The 20,777-nt window shown below is 67.6% G+C and carries 15 protein-coding genes; 7 read left to right on the plus strand and 8 right to left on the minus strand.

Translation table 11 applies throughout. The features are described from left to right. Both Aple_RS39990 and Aple_RS39995 read right to left on the minus strand, forming a co-directional pair. A complete protein-coding gene (locus tag Aple_RS39990; RefSeq protein ID WP_155349980.1) occupies positions 1 to 321 on the minus strand; it encodes a DUF8820 family protein in 321 nt (106 codons plus the stop codon). Positions 322 to 389: 68 nt separating this feature from the next. Further along, positions 390 to 1,010, minus strand: coding sequence for a TetR/AcrR family transcriptional regulator (locus Aple_RS39995; protein ID WP_155349981.1), 621 nt, complete (start codon positions 1,008 to 1,010; stop codon positions 390 to 392). A gap of 102 nt (positions 1,011 to 1,112) precedes the next feature. Between Aple_RS39995 and Aple_RS40000 the strand changes: the two genes are divergently transcribed. From Aple_RS40000 to Aple_RS40015, 4 genes are all read left to right on the plus strand, one after another. Further along, the gene (locus Aple_RS40000) at positions 1,113 to 1,916 is read left to right on the plus strand and encodes a siderophore-interacting protein (protein WP_155349982.1); all 804 of its coding nucleotides are present in this window, start codon (positions 1,113 to 1,115) and stop codon (positions 1,914 to 1,916) included. A 35-nt stretch (positions 1,917 to 1,951) separates the two neighbouring features. Further along, the gene (locus tag Aple_RS40005; protein WP_218038739.1) at positions 1,952 to 4,069 is read left to right on the plus strand and encodes a 2Fe-2S iron-sulfur cluster-binding protein; all 2,118 of its coding nucleotides are present in this window, start codon (positions 1,952 to 1,954) and stop codon (positions 4,067 to 4,069) included. A 236-nt stretch (positions 4,070 to 4,305) separates the two neighbouring features. Then, the gene (gene metH, locus Aple_RS40010; RefSeq protein ID WP_155349984.1) at positions 4,306 to 7,908 is read left to right on the plus strand and encodes a methionine synthase; all 3,603 of its coding nucleotides are present in this window, start codon (positions 4,306 to 4,308) and stop codon (positions 7,906 to 7,908) included. Positions 7,909 to 8,603: 695 nt separating this feature from the next. Next, positions 8,604 to 10,034 carry an SNIPE associated domain-containing protein gene (locus Aple_RS40015; protein WP_155349985.1) on the plus strand — a complete coding sequence of 477 codons (1,431 nt, stop codon included), beginning with the start codon at positions 8,604 to 8,606 and terminating at the stop codon, positions 10,032 to 10,034. A gap of 497 nt (positions 10,035 to 10,531) precedes the next feature. On the opposite strand, the gene Aple_RS40020 is transcribed toward Aple_RS40015, so the two are convergent. The 3 genes from Aple_RS40020 to Aple_RS40030 all read right to left on the minus strand — a co-directional run bounded on the left by Aple_RS40020 (position 10,532) and on the right by Aple_RS40030 (position 13,220). Next, positions 10,532 to 10,891, minus strand: coding sequence for a hypothetical protein (locus Aple_RS40020; protein WP_155349986.1), 360 nt, complete (start codon positions 10,889 to 10,891; stop codon positions 10,532 to 10,534). Between the two features lie 301 nt (positions 10,892 to 11,192). Next, positions 11,193 to 12,170, minus strand: a complete 978-nt coding sequence (locus tag Aple_RS40025; RefSeq protein ID WP_218038740.1) for an AAA family ATPase — start codon at positions 12,168 to 12,170, stop codon at positions 11,193 to 11,195. A gap of 327 nt (positions 12,171 to 12,497) precedes the next feature. Continuing rightward, positions 12,498 to 13,220, minus strand: a complete 723-nt coding sequence (locus Aple_RS40030) for a dienelactone hydrolase family protein (protein WP_155349987.1) — start codon at positions 13,218 to 13,220, stop codon at positions 12,498 to 12,500. A 652-nt stretch (positions 13,221 to 13,872) separates the two neighbouring features. Here Aple_RS40030 and Aple_RS40035 point away from each other — a divergent pair. Together Aple_RS40035 and Aple_RS40040 are read left to right on the plus strand one after the other, a co-directional pair. Continuing rightward, positions 13,873 to 16,041: an HNH endonuclease signature motif containing protein gene (locus tag Aple_RS40035; protein WP_155349988.1), complete on the plus strand. Its 2,169-nt coding sequence runs from the start codon at positions 13,873 to 13,875 to the stop codon at positions 16,039 to 16,041. Between the two features lie 489 nt (positions 16,042 to 16,530). After that, entirely contained in the window at positions 16,531 to 17,796 is a 1,266-nt protein-coding gene (locus tag Aple_RS40040; protein ID WP_155349989.1) for a hypothetical protein, read from the plus strand. Between the two features lie 138 nt (positions 17,797 to 17,934). Here Aple_RS40040 and Aple_RS40045 read toward each other — a convergent pair whose 3' ends face one another. The 3 genes from Aple_RS40045 to Aple_RS40055 are packed head-to-tail and all read right to left on the minus strand — an operon-like array spanning position 17,935 to position 20,252. Beyond that, positions 17,935 to 18,219: a PepSY domain-containing protein gene (locus Aple_RS40045; protein WP_155349990.1), complete on the minus strand. Its 285-nt coding sequence runs from the start codon at positions 18,217 to 18,219 to the stop codon at positions 17,935 to 17,937. A 46-nt stretch (positions 18,220 to 18,265) separates the two neighbouring features. Further along, positions 18,266 to 19,525, minus strand: a complete 1,260-nt coding sequence (locus Aple_RS40050) for a sensor histidine kinase (protein WP_155349991.1) — start codon at positions 19,523 to 19,525, stop codon at positions 18,266 to 18,268. A 46-nt stretch (positions 19,526 to 19,571) separates the two neighbouring features. Further along, positions 19,572 to 20,252, minus strand: a complete 681-nt coding sequence (locus Aple_RS40055) for a response regulator transcription factor (RefSeq protein ID WP_155349992.1) — start codon at positions 20,250 to 20,252, stop codon at positions 19,572 to 19,574. A 92-nt stretch (positions 20,253 to 20,344) separates the two neighbouring features. Between Aple_RS40055 and Aple_RS40060 the strand changes: the two genes are divergently transcribed. Then, the coding region (locus Aple_RS40060) for a hypothetical protein (RefSeq protein ID WP_155349993.1) at positions 20,345 to 20,777 on the plus strand (433 nt) is incomplete at its 3' end.

Below are 20,777 nucleotides of genomic sequence, written 5' to 3' on the forward strand. Positions count from 1 at the left end.
CTAGTCGGCGACGTATCGGCGGTAGCTGCCGGGCACGTACTCCCACTGCCGCACCACCCGGAACCATCCTTTCGGCAGGGAGATGGCGGCATGCTCCTCATGCACCAGCCGTCCGCCCTCCGGTAGATGAAGGAACTCGGGAACTCCAGAATCCCGGCCTAAAAGCAACGTGCCGGGACCCGGAATGGCATGCGCATGCCCGGTCGCCTCGCCAAGTGCCAGAACCAGCCGACCGCGCGCATCCCGGGACGCGGCTTGCAGCTGCTCGGGCACCGACTCGCCGTCGACCGGCATGATCAGAATGTCTCCCTGGCGGAACACGGAACCTCCTCGTCGTTGCTTGAGAAGGTAGAGGGCGGCACCGACAGTTCCGCTCCGTCGAGGCGCGGCTACTGATCCCCGCGCAGGTAGCGGGTCACCATGGCGACCAGTTCGTTCTCGAACGTCTCGACGGGAATGGTCCGCGGAGCGGCCATGAATTTGTGCGTGTTCATCTCCACGGTGAACAGGATGATCTCCGCGGCGACGTCGGGGTCGCCCACGCGGATGTCGGGGTGCCGGACGATGACGTCGCGGACCTGGGCCGTGCGCAGCTTCCCGTGCCGGTCGATCGTGTCGAGCAGCTCCTGGGAGACCGGCGCCTCCTCGACCATCACCCGGAGCAGCTGGGGATCGTCGCTGTGATTGTCGATCGCGTCCCGGATGAGCGCCCGGACCGTCGCCTCCAGCGTCCCGGGCGAGAGGTCGAGCTCGTCGGCGCTGGTCCAGGTGCCGCGGTCGATGTGCTGGATCAGGAGTTCGGCGAGGATGGCGTCCTTGTTCGGGAAGTACTGGTACAGCGAGCCGATGGAGATGCGGGCGTGCTCGGCGATGCGGTTGGTGGTGCCGGCGGCGTAGCCGTACTCGGCGAAAACGTGAGCAGCCGCGGTGAGGATGCGCTCGCGCGTGAGCTCGGCGCGCACCTGGCGGGGCTTCCGACGTGGCTCTAGGCGGCGGTCTGCCGACGGCATCCTGGTCCTCCTCGAGGGCGGCGAAAAGCGAGTAGAAAATACCTGAGCTAATGCTCACAATAGTGCAATGAGCTGCGAAAACAAGAGACCAGGTGGCGTCTCGTGATCCCGAAGGCGCGCCTGCCGGAGTCACGCACGATGATCACGCTGGAGGTGCGCCGCCGCGAGTCGCTGACGCCGGGCTTCGCGAGCGTCACCCTCGGCGGCCTGGCGCTGCAGGACCTGATCGTGGCCGGTGGCGACCAGGCCGTCCGGCTGTTCTTCCCGCGCGAGGGCCAGACCGCGCTGCGTATGCCGACCGCGTCGAGCGAGGCGTGGATGGCCCAGGTGCTGCTGATGCCGAAGTCGGTTCGCCCGCAGGTCCGGAACCTGACGATCCGTCGCGCCCGGCCCGCCGAGGACGAGATCGACATCGAGTTCGCCCTGCACGGCGACTCCCCCATGTCGTCGTGGGTGCGCCGGGTGCGGCCCGGGGACCCGGCAGGCATCTTCGACATGGGCACCACGTACCGGCCGCCGGGGCATGCGCGGTCGCAACTGCTCGTCGGCGACGAGACCGCGCTGCCGGCCATCCTGGCGATCCTCGACCAGGTGCCGCCGTCGCTGACCGCAGAGGTCTACCTGGAAGTGCCGACGGCGGCCGACGTGCGTGACGTGGTGGCCCCGCCCGGGGTGCGAATCCACTGGTTCAACCGCGACGACGTCCCGGACCAGCGACCGGGAGCCGTTGTGCTGGAAACGCTTCGCCGCGCGGCGATGCCGCCCGGCCGCGTCTACGCATGGGTCGCGGGCGAGTCCCGGCTGGCCACGTCGGTGCGGCGGCACCTCGTCAACGACCGCGGCGTGCCGAAGGCGGACATCTCGTTCGCGGGTTACTGGCGGCACGGCTGGTCCGCGCCGGGCTGAGGGGGATTTCGATGCAGTTGAGCACACTCCACCGCATGACGACGGTCGACGAGGTCGAGGCGACCCTGGGGCAGCCGCCGTCGATGGTCATGCTGAAGCAGATCAGCGCTCTCGACGAGGGCTGCCGGATCGTCCTGGCGCGCTGCCCGCTCGCGGGCTTCGGCTACCGCGACGCCGACGGCGTCAGCCGTACGACGTTCATCGGCGGCACACCGGGATTCGTGCGCGTCCACTCGCCCACGCGGATGTCGTTCACCCTGCCCGATGGCGAGGCGCACGGCCCGGTGTCGTTCGTTTTCCTCCTGCCGGGCGTCGGGGAGACGTTGCGCGTCAACGGTTCCGTGGCCAAGCGGAAGGGCGCCGAGACGTTCGTCGACGTCGAAGAGGCGTACGTGCACTGTGCGCAGGCCGTCATCCGCTCGCGCCTGTGGCAGCCGCCCGCTCCCGCCGAGCCGGTGCCCGAGGTCGAGGGCGAGGGCCCGCTGTGCGGACCCGGCGTCGCCGAGTTCCTCGCCGCCGCCCCGTTCCTCGCTCTGTCCACGTGGGATAAATCGGGCGGCAGCGACACCAGTCCGCGCGGGGACCGGCAGACCGTCGCGTGGATCCTCGACAGCCGGACGCTCGTCATCCCGGACCGCAAGGGCAACAAGCGCGCGGACAGCCTCCACAACCTTGTCCAGGACGACCGGCTCTCGTTCGCCGCCCTCGTCCCGGGCCGGACCGGCGTGCTGCACGTCAGCGGCCGGGGCTCGATCACCGACGATCCCGCGTTGCTGGAGACGATGGCGTTGCGCGGGACGCCCCCGCACGCGGCGCTGCTCATCGACGTCGAACACGCCGAAGTGACCGCCAGCGACGCCGTGACGCGCTCGCGGGTGTGGACCGCGGCCGCGCACCTCGAGCGCGGCACGGTGCCGGACCTGATGGCGCTGGCCGGGGACCACCTCGCCGCGAACATGGCCGACGCCGAGAGAGGCCTGCTCGCTCGCGTGCTCAAGGTCGTCGCGGGGATCCCCGGGATCAGCCGGGTGTTGCGGCTGGTGATGAACCGCGCCTACCGGTCCGGGCTGCAGAAGGAGGGCTACGAGGACGTCGAGGTCGGCTCACGGCTGAAGCGTCCCGCCGTCGAGCCCGCGGCGGGGGACCCATTGCGGGAGGTGCGGATCGCCGAGGTACGCCGGGAGACGCCCAGCGCGGTCACTATCGTGCTGGAAGACGCCGAGCGCCCGAGGTCCTTCGACTTCCGACCCGGGCAGTTCTTCACGCTGGTCACGGACATCGACGGCCGACCGGTTCGGCGCGCCTACTCCGCGTCGTCGGCGCCTGGGGCATCGCGGCTGGAGGTCACGGTCAAGCAAGTCGAAGGCGGCCGGTTCTCGACCCACGTCCACCGGAACCTGCGCGCCGGGGACCGGCTGTCGGTGCGCGGTCCGTCCGGGGCGTTCCACGCCGATCCGGCGGCGGCGCACGAGGTCGTCCTGGTCGCCGCGGGCAGCGGTGTCACACCGATGATGAGCATGATCCGCACCCTGCTGGCGGCGCCGGCGGCCGGCCGGATCGCGCTGCTCTACAGCAACCGCAGCGAGGAGGAGGTCATCTTCGCCGACGAGCTCCTCCGGCTGGAAAATGAGACCCCCGAGCGGCTGTCGGTCACGCACGTCCTGACGCAGGAGCACGGGCGGCTCGACGCCGCGGGCGCACGCAGCTGGCTCACCGAGCTGCGGCCGTCAGAAGACGCCCGGTACTACATGTGCGGGCCCGAGGCGCTGATGGACACGGTCCAGGGCGTCCTGACCGAGCTCGGTGTGCCGGACGACCGCGTGCACCACGAGCGCTACATCAGCGGGGCGGACACGACCTCCGCGGCCACCGCGCCGCAGGAACTGGTCGTCGAGGACGGGGCGCACGAGGTCGGCTCCGTGGTGGTCGAGCCCGGCCAGACGCTTCTCGACGCCGGGCTCGCGGCAGGGCTGCCGATGCCGTACTCGTGCATGGTCGGCAATTGCGGGGACTGCATGGTGAAGCTCCGCGGTGGGGAGGTCGCGATGAACGGGCCGAACTGCCTGACGCCGCAACAGAAGGCTGACGGCTACGTCCTGACGTGCGTGGGCCGCCCGCTGTCCAAGGTCACCCTGGACATCGCCGAGCCGTGACGGCAGGCGATCCGCTGGCTGGCGATGCCTGCACCGTTTGAGATCGCCCCCTCCAATTCCCTTCGTCAACGCCAGTCGCGCTCAAGAGCTCGCAAGATCTTTGAGTTCCGGCAGAAGGGGTGCGGGCTCGGGTAATATCGTCACAGGTCGAGAGGCGCTGCAACGGGCGGGAGCCCGCCACGCTCGGCTGGAACCACCCTCTCAAGGTCGCCTCCCACCGTGGGAGGAGCCTCTCTGTGAACCGGACGAATGCGCTGCGGAACCTGCTGAGCGAGCGGGTCGCCGTCCTGGACGGCGCGTGGGGCACGATGCTTCAAGGTGCGAATCTGGCACCAGAGGACTACCGGGGCGAGCGTTTCGCCGGGCACGAACGTGATCTCACCGGCGACCCCGACATCCTCAACATCACCCGGCCGGACCTCATCCTCGATGTGCACCGGCAGTATCTGGCCGCCGGTGCCGACATCACCACCACGAACACGTTCACCGCGACGCGCGTGGGGCAGGCCGACTACGGGGCCGAAGCCTACGTACGGGAAATGAACCTGCGCGGTGCGCAGCTCGCCCGGCAGGCGGCGGACGAGTTCGGCGGCAGGTTCGTGGCCGGATCGATCGGGCCGCTGAACGTCACGCTTTCCCTCTCGCCGCGGGTGGACGACCCGGCCTACCGGGCGGTGACGTTCGATGATGTGCGCGCCGCCTACGCGGAGCAGATCGAGGCGCTGGCCGAGGGCGGGGTGGACCTGCTGCTCGTCGAGACGATCTTTGACACGCTCAATGCCAAGGCAGCGATCGCCGCCGCTCGCGAGGTCGCCCCTGACCTGCCCTTGTGGATCTCGGTGACCATCGTAGACCTCAGCGGGCGCACCCTGTCGGGGCAGACCGTCGAGGCGTTCTGGCGTTCCATCGAGCGGGCCGAGCCGATGGTGGTCGGCGTGAACTGCTCGCTCGGCGCGACCGAGATGCGGCCGCACGTGGCCGAACTGGCCCGACTCGCCGGGACGTACGTGGCCTCTCACCCCAACGCGGGCCTGCCCAACGCGTTCGGCGGGTACGACCAGACGCCGCAGGAAACCGCCGATCTGCTGGCGGACTTCGTCGGCGCGGGCATGGTGAACATCGTCGGCGGTTGCTGCGGGACGACCCCGGCGCACATCGAGCGCATCGCCTCGGCGGTCGCCGGGCTGGCTCCGCGCGAGATCCCCGCGCCCGGCACAGCCACCCGGTTCAGCGGTCTGGAGCCGTTCGCGATCGGGCCGGACACGGGCTTCGTCATGATCGGCGAGCGGACCAACGTCACCGGTTCCGCCCGATTCCGGCGGCTCATCGAGGGTGGCGACCACCAGGGCGCGGTGGATGTGGCGCTGGAGCAGGTGCGCGGCGGGGCGAACATCCTCGACGTGAACATGGACGCCGACCTGCTCGACAGCGAGCAGGCGATGACCACGTTCCTCAATCTCATCGCCACCGAGCCGGAAGTGGCCCGAGTTCCGATCATGGTGGACAGCTCGAAGTGGAGCGTCCTCGAAGCGGGGCTCAAGTGCGTCCAGGGCAAGGGTGTGGTCAACTCGATCAGCCTCAAGGAGGGCGAGGAGTCCTTCCTCGCGCAGGCCAGGCGGGTACGCGACTACGGTGCCGGTGTCGTGGTGATGGCCTTCGACGAGCAGGGCCAGGCGGACACCACCGAGCGCAAGGTGGCCATCTGCGCCCGCGCGTACGACCTGCTCACCCAGCAGGCCGGCTTCGCCGCGGAGGACATCGTCTTCGACCCCAACGTGCTGGCCGTGGCCACCGGCATCGCCGAGCACAACGGTTACGCCAAGGCGTTCATCGACGCGCTGCCGCTCATCAAGGAGCGTTGCCCCGGGGCCAGGACCAGCGGCGGCATCTCCAACCTCTCCTTCTCCTTCCGCGGCAACGACGTGGTCCGCGAGGCGATGCACTCCGCCTTCCTCTTCCACGCCGTACGGGCCGGGCTCGACATGGGCATCGTCAACGCCGGGCAGCTCGCCGTCTACCAGGACATCCCGGCCGACCTGCTGGAACTCGTCGAGGACGTGATCTTCGATCGCCGGGCCGACGCCACCGACCGGCTGGTTTCCTTCGCCGAGACGGTGAGCGGCCGCGGCACCGCCCGCGTGGTCGACCTGGCCTGGCGGGACGCGCCGGTACGGGAGCGACTCGCCCACGCGTTGGTGCACGGCATCGTGGACTTCATCGAGGCCGACACCGAGGAGGCCCGCCAGCAGGCGGAACGTCCGCTGGACGTCATCGAGGGCCCGCTCATGGACGGCATGAAGATCGTGGGCGATCTGTTCGGCTCGGGCAAGATGTTCCTGCCGCAGGTGGTGAAGAGCGCGCGCGTGATGAAGCGGTCGGTCGCGTATCTCGAGCCGTACATGGAGGCGGAGAAGGAGCAGGCCCGGCTGGAGGGGCGCCTGGACACCGGGCGGGGGCAGGGCACCGTCGTGCTCGCGACCGTCAAGGGCGACGTGCACGACATCGGCAAGAACATCGTCGGGGTCGTGCTGGGCTGCAACAACTACAAGGTGATCGACCTTGGGGTGATGGTGCCTGCGTCTGTCATCCTGGACACGGCGATCGCCGCGAACGCCGACGTGATCGGCCTCTCGGGGCTGATTACCCCGTCGCTGGACGAGATGGTGACCGTCGCGGCGGAGATGCAGCGGCGCGGGCTCAAGACACCGCTGCTCATCGGCGGCGCGACCACCTCGCGCCAGCACACCGCCGTCCGGATCGCCCCGGCTTACAACTCCGCCACGCTGCATGTCCTCGACGCGTCGCGGGTGGTCGGCGTCGTCTCCGACCTGCTCGACCCGGATCGGGCCGAGACTCTTGCCACCGACACCCGTGCAGAGCAGGCGCGCCTGCGCGAACTGCACGAATCGCGGGTACGGCAACCGCTGCTCACGCTTGCCCAGATCCGGGCCAACCGGTCCCAGATCGGCTTCGACGACCTGCCCGTGCCGGCGTTCACCGGCGTGCACACTGTGACACCGTCGATCGCCGAGTTGCGGGAGTTCATCGACTGGCAGTTCCTTTTCCTCGCGTGGGAGCTGAAGGGTAAGTACCCGGCGATTCTCGACCTGCCCGAGGCTCGCGAGCTCTTCGACGACGCGAACACGATGCTCGATCAGATCATCGCCGACGGCACATTCCGGACAGTCGGGGTGTACGGCTTCTGGCCCGCCCACTCCGAGGGCGACGACATCGTGGTGAACGGGGTCCGCCTGCCGATGCTCCGCCAGCAGACCGCGAAGCCGGAAGGCCGCCCCAACCGCTGCCTCTCCGACTTCGTCGCTCCGGCCGGCGACCATCTTGGTGGTTTCGCTGTCGCCATCCACGGCGCCGACGAGCTGGCCGCCGCGTACGAGGCCGAGCATGACGACTACCGCGCCATCATGGTGAAGGCTCTGGCCGACCGCCTGGCCGAGGCGTTCGCCGAGTACATCCACCTGCGGGCCCGCCGCGATTGGTACGAACCCGATGCCAACCCCGTCATTTCGGACCTTCACGCCGAGCGTTTCCGCGGCATCCGTCCCGCACTCGGCTACCCGGCCACGCCCGACCACAGCGAGAAGCGCGAGCTCTTCGACCTGCTCGGCGCCGAACCGCTGGGGATCGGTCTGACCGAGTCGTACGCGATGACTCCAGCCGCAGCGGTTAGCGGCCTGCTGCTGGCCCACCCCGACTCGCGCTACTTCACCGTCGGCCGGATCAACCGCGACCAGGTGGCCGACTACGCCGCCCGCCGCGGCCTCCCCCTGGCCGAGGCAGAACGCTGGCTCCGCCCCAACCTCGCCTACGACCCAACCTGACCCGGCGGAATCGAGCGGCTGCCGATCACCGCGGCTGGTCGGTGGCCTCGCCTACTTCTTATTGCTGCGATCGAAGGTCCCACCCTTGCAGTTCGGGCAATCCCTCCAACGCCAGGGCAGGAAGGCGGAGTACAGCTTCCCTGTGCCGTCGCACCGTCCGCATTTCGACTTCGGGTGGCGCGAGGCGCTGTTCCACGCTGCCACGAGAATGAGGATTACGGCGCAGACGAACAAAAAGCCACCCAAAGTGATATCGGTCATGTCGGCCTTCCGGCGGTCGGCTGTCCATTACCCAAGACGATATGTCGGGCATGCCATAAGGCAATGGAGTTAAGACTTGTGACTCCAGGCTTTTGTGCCGGGTTGCCTGCGGCTGGCCAGGGGTCCGGACCCTCTGAAAACCGGGGGCGTGACTAAGACGTGAACGTGGCCGGTCTTAGGTATCTCGGCACCTCCCCTACGCCCCAACCTGACCGCTTCCACGGATTCCCCGGCTGCGGAGTTTCTCCCATAACGGTGCTGAACGTCCCCAGGGCGGCACGATTGTTCGCTTTCGACATTCCAGTAAGGGTTCTAGCTGTATGTGAGATATGTCGATGCGGATGGCCGCCCACTGGACGCTGTAAACCGATGCCCTGAGACAGCAGTCCTTATAGGTGAACGTTCCCACGCAGGAATATGAAGGACGTGAGCTCATGGAGTATCGGTTCAACTCGCCACCCGGCTGGCCGGTTCCTCCAGAGAACTGGCGTCCCCCCTCGGGCTGGCAGCCGGATCCGTCTTGGCCTCCCGCGCCGTCTGGGTGGCAATTCTGGGTGGTTTCAGGTGCGCCACCCGCGCCTGCCGCGCCACAAACTCAGCCACACGTTGCGACAACACCGGTCGCCCCGGAGCGGGGCGGTGTAGGGCTGTTCGGCGGCAAGAAGAAGCTGGAGGCGGAAAACGCCGAACTACGCGCTTGGGTGGAGCGACTGGCCGGTATGGATGCTCTTGGAGTCTCCGCCATGGTCCAAGATTTGTACGCCCAACACGCGGAGCTTCAGAAGGCCGTCGAGACTGCCAAGAGCCGGCTCCACACCATCGAGCGGCAGGTCGTGCGGACCGAGGAGACGGCGCTTCTGCAGGAGGTCGGTGTTTACGAGTATCGGCACCCCTTGAGTGACGCCGTGGCCTACAAGGAGTATCTCGGAAAGATCAAAGCGCGTATCAAGGCCATGGCGAAAGACGACAAGGCGGTGCTCGGCTCTACCAACTGGCAGGTCAACGGATCGGCGGCGGAAGGGCGTCGCATGGTGCGTGACTTCTCCAAACTGATGCTTCGCGCCTACAACGCCGAGGCTGACAACTGCGTACGCACGATGCGCCCTTACAAATTGCAGTCGGCCATCGACCGCCTGGAGAAGTCAGTGGAGATGATCGTCCGACTTGGCAAGACGATGAGTATCCATGTGAGCGTCGAATACCACCGGCTGCGCCTCTACGAGCTTGAGCTGACCGCCGACTACCTGGCCAAGCAGGAAGAGGAGAAGGAACGCGTTCGCGCGCAGCGGGAACAGCAGCGTGAGGAGGAGGCCGCGCGCCGGGAGTTCGAGCGGGAGAAGGCCAGGCTGCGTAAGGAGGAGGCGCACTACCGCGCGGCCCTGTCCAAAGTGCTGGCCAGCGGCGATGAAATGGCGGCCAACGAGCTGAAAGCCAAGCTGGAGGAGATCGGTGCGGCGGTCAGCGATGTCGAAGCACGAGAGGCCAACATCAGGGCCGGTTACGTTTACGTGATTTCCAATGTCGGCGCGTTCGGTGACGACGTCATCAAGATTGGCATGACCCGACGGCTGGAACCCGAAGACCGGGTGCGGGAGCTGGGGGATGCCTCGGTGCCGTTCAAGTTCGATACTCACGCATTGGTCTTCAGCGATGACGCGGTCGGGCTGGAAGGGCGCCTGCACGCCGAGTTGAGCGAACGACGCGTCAACAAGGTCAACCTGCGCCGGGAATTCTTCCGGGCCACACCGGCGGAAGTCAAAGTGCTGCTTGAGAAGATTGCGGGACAGCATCTCCTCGAGTACCGGGACATTCCAGAGGCGTTGGAGTGGCGCCAGTCAGCAAATGCGGAGGCGGCACCTGCTTGATGTGCAGGATCACCCCTTCCCGTCCGATCTTGGCAGCGGGACTCGGAGATGGGACCTTCGCGCCCCATGGATATCGAAGGTTTCTGGGATCGAACGTTTCGGTCGTGAGGCCGCCAGCCGGGAGGAGACCAGCCTCGCCCACATCGCGACAGTGATCCGCTGGGCCATGATCGGCGTCATGGGCGGCCGACTCACTCGAGGCCGAGCAGCACGCCCTTCCGGACCCTGTCCTCTCATCCCCCGCGTACTTGAGTAGCCCGGCCGGACTCAGGAGAGGCCAGAGCGCTACTGTTCCGCTGTGATCGACATCGACGCAGTCCGGCTCGGAGCCGAAGCCGCCCGCCGCCTGAGGCAGGCCGACTGCTGCGACATAGAACCCCGCCTCAGCGACGAGGAGTTTGAGCGCATCGAGGCGGAGCACGGCTTCCGATTCTCCGACGACCATAATCCAGCCCCTTGTCAGAAGATCTCAAACGCGATCTCCTCTCAGGCGGACGCTAAAGGTAGAGCGGATTTACCACGGGCACGGCCCATTCGACACTCTGCTCTTGCGTGACCTTCAGCCGGTGGGCACTTCCGGGACGTTCGGGCGCCCACCCCTCGCTGAGTGCCACGGTGATGCACCTCGCGACGAGAGCAGGGCGAACACTGGCGCCTTCGAGGTACAGCCAGTTGTCAAGGCGGTGGTGGGGGAGGGTCACCATGAGGACGCTGCTGGGGTCTTTGGCCAGTTGGACGCCGAATGTCATGGGCGACCAGCCGAGCCCCTGGTCGTAGGTGGGCTTGTGGCGCACCCGCCAGCGGTATGACGTGCCACCGACAGTAATGAGGCGGGAGCCCTTCTTAGGCAGGGTCAACGGGTCTCCTGATCATCGGTCGCATGGTCGCTGAACTATCGTCCGGGATCCTCGTGGCCATACAGGCGGTTGAGGTCTATTAGTTCGACGTCGGGGCGTTGGGTGGCGGTGGATTCCAGGTCGGGGGTGAAGCCGGTGGTGGAGAACAGGGTGAGGATTGTTTGTTCGGTGTTGTGGCCTTCTCGGGTGAGGAGGGTGCGGATGGTGTCGAGGCGGGATAGGTCGGGGAGGCCTCGGCGGGTGAGGGTGGCTTTGGCTTCGCCGATGATGGTGATGTGGTCGGCGTGTTTGGCGAGGACGTCTATTTCGTGTTTGGCGCGGCCCGCGTGGTCCTGGATGGTGGCGTAGCCGACCTCGCCCTGGCGGGGTGGCCGAGTTCGTCGGGGGCGAATCGGTGGGTCCGGTCTCGGGCGAGTTCCTCGAAATGGGGGCCGAGGATTGAGGAACGGAATGTGGGGGCGGCGGCGCGCCATACCTGTTCTGCGCGGCCCAGTTCCAGTTGGCCCAGGTGGGGGGCGGTGATCAGGCGGTCGAAGCGAATGACGGGGTCGGAGACTGTGATGGTGGGTCTGCGGCCGCGGAGGAGGTCCTGGGATCGGGTCGCATAGCTGGCTGATTCGAGGACCGAGAGGGGATAGCGGATGGAATTGTCGTCCCGGCCCAGGGCTGAGCCGATTTTGGAGGGCGTGTTCGCGCCGTTGGCGACCGCGGTGAGGATGTCGTAGTAGATCGTCCGGTTCGTAATTCGGGGGTCTTCGCGCAGGAGGTAGTCGACCTCGATACGGGTGAAGACACTTCGGTCTGGTTCGAGGAGATTCTCGACGAGCCAGCGGTCGAAGTCCTGAACGTTCGCGGGTGGGTTGGTCATCAGCGCGTGATAACCGGGAATGCCACCGACGCAGGCGTGCACGCGAAGGGCGATCTCCGGATCCCCGATGCCCCAGAGCTGGGCTGCCTCACGGTAGTCGAGGGCATTGAGGCGCATGTCCATGATCGCGCGCCCGCGCAGGGGTTTGGTGCCGGAGAGCAGGTTCTGCATCACGCTGAGCGCGGACCCGCAGAGGATCAGGCGGCCACCAGGGCCGCGCTTGTTCTGGGAGTCGTCGTAGAGGTGCTGGATGAGTGACGGAAGTTGCGGGGCATCTGCCATGGCGTAAGGGAATTCGTCGATCACTACCAGGGCGGGCGTGCCCAGCGGAGCGGTGCGCGCCGCGGTGTCGAGGGCGGTGCGGAGCAGGACTTCCCACGATTCCGGTACGCCGAGAAGGGAGGACCTCAAGCCCGCATGTTCGGCGATCGCAGCGCCGAATCGGGATCTCGCAGCTCGATCACCCTCGTCTTGGACGCAGGGAATGTAGAGACCGCCGAGCGCTTCGCAGGCGGCGACGAGCAGTTGTGTCTTCCCTGTCCTTTTGCGACCCGACACCAGGCCAAGTCGCAGTGGCCCGCTCACGTCGCCCTCGAACAGGAATTGGGTGAGCGTCTGCCACTGACGCGCCCTGCCAATGATGTTGCCTGGTTTGTCCATCGAGCCTCCTGAAATTCGGTAAATCAGTTTCACCCTTGAAGGTGAAATCCATTTACCTTTCTGGGCGAGATGGGGATGTTAGTGCAGGTGGTGGGCGAAGAAGGTGGTGATTCGGTGCCAGGCGTCGGGGGCGGCGGTGGGGTCGGGGCCGATGCCGGCTACGCGGAGGAGGGGGCGGAGGAGGCGAGGGCCGGAGAGGTGTTCGTTGAGGAAGGCGTGGCCGGCGGTGGGGTATTCCTTCACGTCGTGCGGGACGTTGGCTTTGGTGAGGGCGGCTTCTAGTTTGGGGGCCGCGTTTTTGAGGGTGCGGTCGCGGGCGCCGTACGTGGCGACGATGGGGCAGGAGCCGGTGAGGGCGGTGTCGAGGTCGCGGGGGAGTGGGCCGTAGTTGGTGGAGGCGGCGGCGAAGCCGGTCGTGGTGGTGAGGAGGGCGAAGGCGCCGCCCATGCAGAAGCCGATTACGCCGACTTTTCCGGTGCAGTCGGGGGATGCGGTCAGCCAGGTTCTGGCGGTTTCGATGTCGGCGAAGGGGCGGCCTTCGCGTTTGTGGAGGGCGCGCATGGTGGAGACGAGGCAGCGGCGGGGGCCGCCCGCGCTGAACAGGTCGACGGCCAGGGTCAGGTAGCCGGATTGCGCCATACGGTCGGCGTGGCGGAGCATCATCGGTTCCAGGCCCATGATCTCGTGGATCATCACCAGGCCGGGCCAAGGGCCCTCACCTGGAGGTGTCGCGAGATATCCGCGCAAAGGTTGGGATCCGCCGAATTGGGCGGCTTGCTGGGTCAGGTCGATCTCGGTCATGTGGGCTCCCGCTCGTTGCCCGAGGGTGTTTGAGCGTCTGACCCTATGGGGTGGCGATGCACGAATGGTGCATATTCGGCGTTGTACGGGGCCTGGGCGCTCCTTGTCGTATGGTCCCGCCTTTGTCCGGCATCGCCTCGCCTCCGGTGAGATTCCTGCTGATCCCCGAAAGATGCCTGCAACTAGGCTGGCGTGCTTGCGGGCTGCGGTCTCGGCGGTCACGGCCTGTGTCAGGTGCTCCACGACGCCCGTGGTGGCTCGCGGGACCTGGACCTGTCGTCGGGGTGGAGCGCCCCCGTGCCTGGCGGGCGGGTCCCGCTACGGGCTGTACGTGCGGGCTGCGTGTGGTGCCGCGTTCTCCACCGGGGAGAGATGCCCGCACGCCCTGGTGCCGCTGCCCTGCTAGAGGCGCGTGCGGCCGAGCCGAGGTGCTGTTCTTCGTGGGTTGAAGGGTCTGTGGGTTGGTGTGCTGCTCCTGATCGCGTGTGGCGGATGGTTGTTCGAGTGGCGTCAGGCAGGTTGGTTGGTAGATCTTTTCATGGGGCGTGTGACCTGCGGTTTTGTTGCGGATCATGGCCGGGTTTTGTCAGAGCTGCTGGATAGCCTGAGGGCAGCTGTTGGGATCGGCTGGGGCGAAAGGGGGGTGTCTTCCATGCTCGGGTTTCCGTTCGAGGTGCGGGATCCCTCCCGTGCGAAGGGTGCCTCTGGACGCGGGTTGCCCGCGTTGCTGAAGGGGACGGTGCTGGACCCGGAGTACGTCCCGCCCCAGCGTTCCACCGACGACGCCCACGACGACGCCCACGACGACGCCCACGACGACGCGAACGGCGGCGCGAACGGCGGCGCATGGCAGCAGTTCCTCCGTGGCGGCTGGACCGACGGCGGCCGCTCGGCTGACGGCGGCTCGACCGATGGCAGCTCGGCTGAAGGGGGCGTCCGCTCTGCTGATGGCGGCGGGACCGATGGCGGCTCGGTTGATGGCGTGCGCTCGGCTGATAGTGGCGGCTCGGCTGATAGTGGCCGCTGGGCTGATAGTGGCCGCTGGGCGGGGTCGAAGGATTCGGGTGAGTCGGTGGGTTCGGGGGTGCTGGTCCCGGAGCTGAGGCGGATGGCGTCCCTGCTTGCGGTGGGCGAACTGCCGGACAGTGCCGGGGTGTGTCGGGGCGAGACGGAGGAACTGCTGTTCGCCCAGGATCGGCTGAGCTCGGCGATCGCCGCGCGGGTGGGGCGCGTGCATGTGACCGGTGAGGCCAGGAGCGCCGCCGGCGGCGGGCACGCCTCGACCGGCACCTGGTTGCGTGCGTCGGCGGGGATGACCGGTGGGGCCGCGTCGGCTCTGCTGCGGCTGGCGGTTCAGCTGGCCCGGCTGCCCGTCGTGCGGGATCGGTTTGCCCGCGGCACGCTCGCGGAGGGGTCGGTCGAGGCGATCTGCCAGGTCACCGCCCATCTGGACGATGCGCAGGCCGGGCTGGCCGAGCCGATCCTGGTGGACCTGGCCGACAGAGCGTCCCCGGCGGAGATCGCCAAGGCCGGCCGTTACCTGCGTGAGCTGCTGGATCCGGGCACTCTGGAGGATGACGCCGAAACCGACTACGCCACCCGTTTCCTGCTGGTCCGCCCGTCCAGCACCGGCGGCGTGGAGGGCGAGTTCCGTCTGCCTCGCGAGGCCGGCGCCCGCCTGCGCGAATTCCTCACCGCCTACGCCCGGCCGAAAGGCAAGGACGAGGACCGCCCGCTGCGGGTCCGCCAGGCCGACGCGCTGTCGGCGCTGTTGAGTAAGAAGGTCACCACTGAACTATTGGTCCTGGTCCGCGCCGAGTCCCTGCCCAGCGACCACCCCACCGGCCGCCCCGCACATGACACCGACTCCACCCATGCGGCCTCCACCGCAGCGTCCGGCACGCCTACCACGCCTACCACGCCTACCACGCCCGCCACGGGGGCGCCGCCATCGCCGAGCACATCCGGACGCGCCGACACCGCCACGGCTGGCACCGCCACGGCCGACACCGCCACGGCTGGCACCGCCACGGCTGGCACCGCCACGGCTGGCACCGCCACGGCTGGCACCGCCACGGCTGGCACCGCCACGGCTGGCACCGCCAACGCAGATACCGTCGACGTGGGCGCCGCTGGCTGCAGCGATGCCCGGCCCGGGACACCTCAGGCCGGTGACGGCTCGACCTGCTGCGCGGGCGGTCCCTGCCACGCGGGAGGCACAGGTCCGGCCGGGGCAAGTGCCAGCAGCGCAGATGCTGACAGCTCGGGTCCTGGCAGCGCGGATGCTGGCAGCGCGAGTCTTGATGGCGCGAGTCCTGATGGCGCGAGTCCTGACGGCGTGGGCTCGGGTGCGGGGCCGGTAGGAGACGCGTGTGGGACCTGTGGGCACGCGCCGGACCGGCTGGCGCCCGGGCTGCTGATCGCCACCGGGCAGCTACTGCCGATCTCCGACGTCCACCGGCTCGCTCGCACCTCGAAGCTGGTCCGGATGGTCATCGACGCCAAAGGCCGGGTGCTGGACATGGGTCGTGCCGTTCGCCTGGCCACGCCCGCGCAGCGGCAGGCCATCCTGGCCCGCTACGCCACCTGCTATCGCGAGGGCTGCCCCATCCCGGCCGACATGTGCGAAATCGACCACGTACAAGGCTGGGTCGACGGTGGTACCACCGACCTGGACCAGCTCGCCCCCGCCTGCGCCTGGCACAATCGCGACAAAGCGGCCCACCCCGACCGCTACCGCGTCCGCCGCAACGACGACGGCACCTGGACCCTGCTCTACCTCAGCAAGACAAGCTGCTTCGCCGGACGAATGCGGCGCTGAACCAGACCGGACCCGAGCCGACCGGCACGAACGCGCCCACCCACGCTGGCCGGCGAGCGGGATATCGCCACAGGCGGACGTGCCCGGCATGATCGATGATCAATGGCAGGGGCGGCCGTTGAATCACGGGGATCGGCAGGCGCACAGGTGAGCCACCGACGCCGATCCCCGGCACAAGGGTGTCCGCCGATCCGGCAGGCGGGCACGGGCTGCCCAGCCTGGCAGAGGGAGAGGGGCAGTCCGAACGTCGTCGCATAAGTCGCTGAAGCGACTGAGTGGCGACTCGGAGGATTCCTTCACGAATACCCAGTTGAATTGGGCGACACAGTTTTCGGCAGCGGCGTGCCGTGCGGTGCCTCCGATATCCTCGCCGCTGAAGCCCTCCGCAGAATATCCATATCTTCTGTGGGCGGCTTTTTGAGTGGAAATCCGACATCAACGGATTGCATGCCATTTCGTCGTCAACTGAAGAATTGGACAGTACATGTCATGGTGGAAGTGCTACGTATGAAACGTTCAGTGGTCACGGCTCTGGCCGCAACGACTACCCTGGCTGGATATTGTGTGGTTGCGGCTACTCCGGCATACGCCGCTACAAATATCCAGATCGTTTATTCGACTGACAACGGGAATACCTGGAGCAGTTCACTGCCGGTTCCGAATCCGTCGAGCTGGTTGACGCGCGTCTGGTATGACAACAGCGACTCCGCCGCTTACCGGGACGCCTCAGTTCTCGCGCACATCCGTTCGCGGCTCGTCTCCGGCACGACGAAGGTCTGCCTTTCTCCGAGAACCTCCGATCCCGCCAAACCTGACAACAGCGAACTCGCCTGCAACACCGACGCCGGCCAGACCGGAGCCATCAACGAGAATGCCGTCTGGGGTGGCGGACTCCCGGAGCCGGGGCTGGGCACGATCGACGGCCAGAACTGGAACCTCCGGATCAGCCCGACCGCCGGGTTGTTCGCCGAGCCCAGGGACCTGACCAAGGGGATCCTGGAGCGCGGGAAGAAGAGCTATCTCCACCTCCAGGGATGCACCTACGGGAACGGGGGCACAGACAACTTCATGTCCTTTGTGGCGAATCTGCCGAACGCACCCTTCCGGACAGGGACGGGAGTTTCCAACGGGCCGAAGCCGCTCACGTGCGGCCCAGGGGATGCCGCCTACCGCTACAAACAGGGCAGCGGCGCCACTCAGGCGATCAGCCTGCTCGGCAAGCGCTATTTCAACCTCCAGCAATGCGTCTACAACTCCGGTGCCGATCTGGCCACAGTCGCGGTACAGCAGCCTCAAACCAATTCCAGCAACGTGAAAGCCGGCCCGACGGGTGCGTGTCCCGGCACCGGATGGGCGGCGAACAACAGCCGTACGCAAGCGTTGGACCTGTTGACCCTGCGCTACGTCAACCTGCAACAGTGCGTCTACGCGAAGCCCGGGGATTTCTACACCAACCTGGTCCAGAACTCGGGCGACGGGCAGACCAGGTCACCGGCCACGGACACCGGCGATACGCCGCAGCCGGCGAACGCCGCCTGCGCCCCCGGATATCCCACGTCTTACCGATGGGTCGCCGCGAACTCCGCTACGCAGGCGATCGACACCGAAGACACCACACGAGGCGCCGGATTCATCGAATTCGAAGCGCAGCCTGAAGGTGGCCCCAGCCCGTACAACCATTCCCGACCGGTGAGCGCGTGGCTTCTGATCGGCGGTGCCATCGTGGCGAAGGACAGCGGCGGCTGGCGGGTCTGACGCCGCCAAACAGATCGAGGCAGGTTCGGGGCGGCGCAACGGCCCGAACCTGCCTCGATTTCTCGAGAAGGCCCGGGAAGCACGCCCTCATATCGGCCGTGAATCAGCGGAAGGCGCGCTTCCCAGGATGGTCGTGGGTCAGTCGCGATCGATCTTCATCTTGATGACCTTGCCGGTCTTGATGGCGATGTAGAGGTCGTACTCCCAGCGGCCTTTCTGGAGTTCGACCTTCCAGGTGCGGTAGCCGTGCTCGTATTCGCGTTCCACATCTGTCACGCGGCCGCCGGGAACCGCCTTCTTGGCGATTTTGATGGCCTTGGCGCGGGTGATGTCGGCTTGGGCCGTCGCGGAGGCGGCGGTGGCGCCGGTGAGCAGGAGAGCGGACGCGGTCAGAGCGCCGACGAGGGCGGGTTTGATTTTCATGGCTTTACGGTGGCTTGGGGTTGGCTATAGGCGCGCTTTGCCAGGGTTAAGGGCTGGCAAAGGTGAGCGTGACCGTGGTTCCGCCGCCGGGCGGGCTGCCCACCGTCATCGTGCCGCCGGCGGATTGTGCGGTACGGCGGGCGATATCGAGCCCCAGTCCGGTCGAGTTGCCGCCGCTCCGGCCGCGTTCGGCGGGCGCGGGGATGCCAGGGCCGGAGTCGGTGACGGTGAGTTCGGCGCCGGGGGCGGCCCGCGTCAGCCGTACCGACATGGGGACGCCTTCGGGGGTGTGGGCGAACACGTTTTCCAGGAGGGCGTCCACGGCGGCGGCGAGGTCGTCGGCGGAGGTGGCGACAGGGAGGGGGGAGTCGGGGAGCGACAGGGTGAGGGGGCGGTTCTGCTCTTCGGCCAGGACGGACCAGAAGGTGACGCGGGCGGAGACGACGGCGGTGGCGTCGCAGGAGCCGCGTTCCCTGGTTCTGCGACGGACGTCGACGATCACGGAGGTGACGGCGCGGTCGAGGGCGTCGACGCGGGTGCCGAGGCGTTCGGCTTCCTCCGGGTTGGTCAGGGATTCGGCTTCGAGGCGGAGGCCGGTCAGGGGCGTACGGAGGCGGTGCGAGATGTCGGCTACGGATTCGCGTTCCTCGTGGAGGAGGGCGTCGATCCTGGTCGCCAGGTGGTTGAGGGCGAGGGCGGCGGCGCGGATCTCGGGTGGGCCGGTGGGGGCGGCTCGGGCGGCCAGGTCGCCGCCCGCGAGGCGGTGCGAAACCTGGGCGAGGCCGGTCATCGGGCGGGTGAGGGCGACCGCGAGGCGGTCGGCGACGATCACGCCCAGGCCGATGAGGATCAGGCCGAGCAGGAGCAGGCCAAGCCAGGCGGCCTGTACGCCCCTGCTCAGATCGTCCGCCGAAAGCAGCACGCGGACCACGCTGGTGCCGGATTCGCCCTGGACGGCGACGAGGATCTCGCGGCCGCCGCCAGGGGCTTCCGCGGACAGGCTCCGGCCGCGGGCGGCTAGTTCGACGGCGGGGGAGCGGGTTGTCTGGGCGCCGACGACCGTTCCGTCTGGGAGGAAGACGGAGATCTGGTGGCCGCTCACGGCTGATGAGCGGTTCGCCGTCAGGGCGAGGGCGGCGGGGTCGACGGTGCCGATCACCGCCGCGACGGATTGGGCTTCGGTGGTGGCCTGGGCTACGGCGCCGTTCTCGGCGGCCGACCGCACCAGCAGCGCCATCGGCACCAGCATCGCGATCAATACGAGTGAGGTGGTCGCGGTGACCAGGAGCGCCAGCCTTCGCCTCATGGCGTCTCGGCGCGCGAGGGTTGTTGTGGAGACGCCTTCGGGGAAGTCACGTTGGGTCGACCAGTTTGACGCCTACACCGCGGACGGTGTGGAGGAAGCGGGGCTCTTGGGCGGTTTCGCCGAGTTTGCGGCGGAGCCAGGAGAGGTGGACGTCGACGGTTTTGTCCGTTCCGCCGTAGGGGACCTGCCAGACCTCGGTGAGAAGTTCGCGCTTGGTGACTACCCGTCCGGGGCGGGACGCCAGGTAGAGCAGCAGGTCGAATTCGCGTGGTGTCAGTTCGATGGGTACGCCGTTGAGGACGGTCTCGCGGCCGCGGATGTCCATGCGCAGACCGCCGACGGTGACCGTGGTGTCGGTGTCCTCCTGGCCGGCACGGCGGAGCACTGCCCGAATTCGCGCGTCCAGATGTGTGGCGGTGAATGGTTTGACCACATAGTCGTCGGCGCCCGCGTCGAGCAGCCGGACGGTTTCCGGTTCGCTGTCGCGGGCGGTGGCGACGATGACGGGCATGCGGCTTACCGCCCGGAGCATTCGCAGGAGTTCGGTGCCGTCCAGATCGGGGAGTCCCAGGTCGAGCACGACAAGATCGGGCCGGGTGTCGAGGGCCAGGCGCAGGCCGTCGAGGGCGGTGGCGGCCGAGGACACGGCGTGACCACGATCGCGCAACCCCCGGACCAGGGCCGTACGGATGGTGACGTCATCCTCGACAAGCAGGACGTTTGCCATTTGCGGCCACGTTAGCCGGTTGTCGATACGCGCATAAGTCCGTTATCGGTGCCTTAACTTCGGCTTAGCGTTGGATCAGCGAAGGTAGGGGAGTGAAGCGGTCTACGTTGCTCGCGGTTGGCGGATGGGTGGCGGCCGTCGTTGTCGCGCTGGTCGCGGGCGTGACGGTGACGAACTCCCTCAGCTCAGCCGTTACCGGTCCAAACATCCGCCCGCTCTCCGCCGACCAGGTACGGCAGGAGCTGGCGATCCCCATCACCGTCTCCCCCACCCCGACCACAAAATCCACCCCAACCCCAACACTCCCCACCCGAGCCCCCCGCGAACTCCGCGTCTTCGCCACAGCTGGCGGCACCACCGTCGCCGCCTGCGTATCCGGCCAGGCCACACTCCTCTCCTGGACCCCCGCCCAGGGCTACCACGTGGACGACGTCGACCCCGGCCCCGACAACCACGCCAAAGTGAAGTTCGAAACAGACGACACCGAGGTCGAGGTCGAGGTCCACTGCGAGGCAGGTCACCCAA

Origin of the sequence: Acrocarpospora pleiomorpha (assembly GCF_009687885.1) — a bacterium.
Lineage (GTDB): Bacteria > Actinomycetota > Actinomycetes > Streptosporangiales > Streptosporangiaceae > Acrocarpospora > Acrocarpospora pleiomorpha.